1 protein-coding gene is annotated in these 4,638 nt (G+C 49.1%); it reads left to right on the plus strand.

The window, feature by feature from the left end:
• Window positions 1–521: 521 nt before the first annotated feature.
• Complete coding sequence (locus ACLFWI_RS27295) at window positions 522–4,505, plus strand: magnesium chelatase subunit H (RefSeq protein WP_446415542.1); 3,984 nt, start codon at window positions 522–524, stop codon at window positions 4,503–4,505.
• Window positions 4,506–4,638: the final 133 nt, after the last annotated feature.

The raw sequence follows: 4,638 nt of genomic DNA on the forward strand, positions 1-4,638 counted from the left end.
TAAAGCTAAAACCCGTTAAAACGGGTTAAAACGTCTAGTCAGCTTTAGCTGACTTTAGCTATTAGCCGGAAATTTATTTCCCGGCTGACCGATCAAATGGCTGTCTGCCTTGGCGATCGCATCTAGCGAAGACCGCGCAACGACGAACCTCGCTGGGGAGTCTGTGTCCTTTTATCTCTGTATACCAGAATTGCCAATGCCTTGTGTCTACATGCAAAACAACACATCTAAAACAATGAGTATAATTTTGCCCAGATTGAATTAAGTGTAAAGTTTTGTGAATAATATTTAGAGCAACTACTTCAATGAATGTAAATAAATGTAAAGTAAATTCAGTAACTTCCTATCGAATTGTGTCAAACCAAGGCGAAAACGCTGCATGGGTCAGCATTTTCTGGTAAAACCACTAAAGTTGCCCTAACTGTAACGCCAAGCCGATTGTGTCCAAGGGAAGCCAAGCAAATCTTCCCTGGAACCCGATCAATGAGAAGAGAACACGCATCAAAAGGAGCAAGAACCGCATGTTCACTCACGTCAAGTCCACCATTCGTCACATCACCCCCGATGACCCCAAGAATCGTTTTATGCTGAAGGTGGTCTATGTCGTGCTAGAGCCACAGTACCAAAGTGCTTTATCGGCGGCTGTCCGTTCAATTAATCAAAATCAGCCGGATATCGCCATTGAAATCAGTGGCTACTTAATCGAAGAACTCCGCGATCCGCAAAACTATGAGGCATTTGAGCAAGATATTGCCCAAGCCAATATCTTTATCGCCTCGCTGATCTTTATCGAAGACTTAGCGGATAAGGTAGTCGCCGCCGTTCAACCCCATCGCGATCGCTTGGATGCAGCGGTGGTATTTCCCTCCATGCCCCAGGTGATGCGCCTGAATAAATTAGGCAGCTTCTCCATGGCACAACTGGGTCAATCCAAGAGTGCGATCGCCCAGTTCATGAAGAAGCGTAAAGAAAAGTCAGGCTCATCCTTCCAAGACGGGATGTTGAAGCTATTGCAGACGCTGCCCAAAGTCCTGAAATACATGCCCATCGATAAGGCACAGGATGCCCGCAACTTTATGCTGTCGTTCCAGTATTGGCTAGGGGGTTCCTCTCAAAACCTGGAAAACTTCCTGTTAATGTTGGCAGATAAATATGTGCTTAAGGGAAGAACCCTAGAATTTAAAGATCCAGTGGTTTACCCAGACATGGGCATCTGGCATCCCCTGTCTACAAAGATGTTTGAGGATGTCAAAGAGTATTTCACCTGGTATAACAATCGCGACGATATCTCCGAAGATTTAAAAGACCCCTTTGCCCCCTGTGTCGGTTTAGTCCTGCAACGCACCCACCTCGTCACCGGGGATGATGCCCATTATGTGGCAATGGTACAGGAACTAGAAGCCATGGGCGCACGAGTTCTACCTGTGTTTGCTGGGGGACTGGATTTCTCCAAACCCGTGGATGCCTTTTTCTATGACACGCCCACGAGTAAGGGACAAGCCAAGATTACCCTAGTGGATGCGGTGGTATCTTTGACGGGATTTGCCCTAGTAGGGGGTCCAGCGCGACAAGATCATCCCAAAGCCATAGAATCCTTAAAACGCCTCAACCGTCCCTATATGGTGGCATTACCCTTAGTCTTCCAAACCACAGAAGAGTGGGAAGGGAGTGACTTGGGACTGCACCCGATTCAAGTGGCGCTGCAAATTGCTATCCCCGAACTCGATGGGGCGATTGAACCGATTATATTATCAGGACGAGATGGCACCACCGGGAAAGCGATCGCACTTCAGGATCGGATTGAAGCCGTGGCAAACCGGGCGCTGAAATGGGCAAGCCTGCGCCGTAAGCCGAAACTGGATAAAAAGGTGGCAATTACCGTGTTTAGTTTCCCGCCAGATAAGGGGAATGTCGGTACCGCCGCCTATCTGGATGTCTTCGGGTCAATTTATAAAGTCATGGAAGCCCTGAAGCATAACGGTTATGACGTGGAAGACTTACCCGAATCCGCCGCAGCCCTGATGCAAGAAGTGATCCATGACGCCCAAGCACAATATGCCAGTCCCGAACTGAATATTGCCTACCGGATGTCGGTGATGGAGTATGAACGGTTTACCCCTTACTCCACCCGTTTAGAAGAAAACTGGGGTCCACCACCAGGACATTTAAATAGTGATGGACAAAACCTACTGATTTATGGTAAGCAATTCGGCAACGTGTTTATTGGGGTGCAGCCCACATTCGGCTATGAAGGTGATCCGATGCGGCTGCTGTTCTCCCGTTCCGCCAGTCCCCACCACGGATTTGCCGCGTACTACACCTATTTAGAACATCTCTGGCAAGCGGATGCCGTACTGCACTTTGGGACTCACGGTTCCTTAGAATTTATGCCCGGTAAGCAGATGGGGATGTCGGGGGATTGTTACCCAGATAACTTAATTGGTTCAATTCCCAATCTCTACTATTACGCGGCGAATAATCCCAGTGAAGCCACAATCGCCAAGCGGCGCAGTTACGCCGAAACCATTTCCTATCTGACTCCTCCGGCGGAGAATGCGGGGTTATATAAAGGGTTGAAGGAACTGAATGAATTAATTGGGTCTTATCAAACCCTGAAAGACACCGGACGCAGCGTTCCGATTGTGAACACAATTATGGATAAATGCCGCTTGGTGAATCTGGATAAAGACATCACCTTACCGGAAAAAGACGCCAGCGAACTGACCTCAGAGGAACGGGATACCCTGGTGGGGTTAGTCTACAAAAAGCTGATGGAGATTGAGTCGCGGCTATTACCCTGTGGGTTGCATGTAATTGGCAAACCGCCCACGGCTGAGGAAGCGATCGCGACTTTAGTTAATATTGCCAGTCTGGATCGTCCCGAAGAAGAAATCCTGAGTCTCCCGCGAATTATCGCCAACAGCATTAACCGGGATATCGACGAGATTTATCAAAATAATGACCGAGGTGTCTTAGCGGATGTACAGTTACTCCAAGACATCACCCAAGCCACTCGCAAGGCTGTAGGGGCGTTAGTCCAAGCCCAAACTGATGCCGAGGGGCGGGTGTCCAAGGTGACGAGTCTGAATTTCTTTAATATGCGGAAACAGACCCCTTGGATTGAAGCGCTAATTGATGCCGGGTACTGTCAAGTTGACTCGGAGGCGATTAAGCCCCTGTTTGAGTATCTGGAATTTTGTCTCCAGCAAATTGTCGCCGATAACGAACTCGGCGCGATGTTGAAAGCATTGGAAGGGGAATATGTCCTACCCGGACCCGGCGGTGATCCCATCCGCAACCCCGATGTATTACCCACGGGGAAAAATATCCACGCCCTTGACCCCCAATCCATCCCCACCACTGCCGCCGTAAAATCGGCAAAAATCGTCGTAGACCGCTTATTAGCGCGACATCGGGCGGAAAATGGCGGAATTTGGCCCGAAACCATTGCCTGTGTCCTCTGGGGAACGGATAATATCAAGACTTATGGGGAATCCCTGGCACAAATTATGTGGATGGTTGGGGTGAAGCCGGTTCCCGATGCGTTGGGACGAGTGAATAAATTAGAATTGATTTCCCTGGAAGAGTTGGGGCGTCCCCGGGTGGATGTGGTGATTAACTGTTCTGGGGTATTCCGGGATTTGTTCATCAACCAGATGAATTTGTTAGATCAAGCTGTGAAAATGGCGGCTGAGGCGGATGAACCCGAGGAGATGAACTTTGTCCGCAAACACGCGATGCAACAGGCGGCGGATATGGGGATTAATCTGCGCCAAGCGGCGACGCGGGTATTCTCCAATGCATCGGGTTCTTATGCGGCGAATGTGAACCTGGCGGTGGAGAATAGCACTTGGGAAAGTGAATCCGAGTTACAGGATATGTACCTAACCCGGAAATCCTTTGCCTTTAGTGCAGATAATCCGGGAACCATGGAACAGAATCGCCAGATTTTTGAGTCTTCGTTGAAAACAGCGGAGGCGACGTTCCAGAATCTGGATTCCTCGGAGATTAGTTTGACGGATGTGTCTCACTATTTTGATTCTGATCCGACGAAGGTGGTATCAACCCTGCGTCAAGATGGGAAAACGCCTGCATCCTATATCGCTGATACGACGACAGCAAATGCCCAAGTACGGACATTATCGGAGACGGTGCGTTTAGATGCGCGGACGAAGCTACTCAACCCGAAATGGTATGAGGGAATGCTGAGTCACGGCTATGAAGGCGTGCGAGAACTCTCGAAGCGGTTAGTCAATACCATGGGTTGGAGTGCAACGGCTGGCGCGGTGGATAACTGGGTATACGAGGAAGCCAATGAGACGTTTATCCAGGATGAAGAAATGCGGAAGCGGTTGATGAATTTGAATCCCCATTCATTCCGTAAGGTGGTGTCCACGTTGTTGGAAGTGAATGGACGCGGGTATTGGGAGACGAGTGAGAGTAATCTGCAGATGTTGCGCGAGTTGTATCAGGAGGTTGAGGATCGGATTGAAGGGATAGAATAGTCGGTGATATGACCATTGTGTAGAGACGTTGCATGCAACGTCTCTACATCATGATCGGGGAAAACCGATAACCTTGTATAAAACCAATATCGGGTGGAATCCCATTAACCCACCAGGGGCAAAGGGTTGATAT

This window comes from Coleofasciculus sp. (assembly GCF_046539235.1).
Taxonomy (GTDB): domain Bacteria; phylum Cyanobacteriota; class Cyanobacteriia; order Cyanobacteriales; family Coleofasciculaceae; genus Coleofasciculus.

Excerpts from the sequence above, each read along its gene's own strand:
- ACLFWI_RS27295 (WP_446415542.1), top strand. The coding sequence starts at position 522 with ATGTTCACTCACGTCAAGTCCACCATTCGTCACATCACCCCCGATGAC.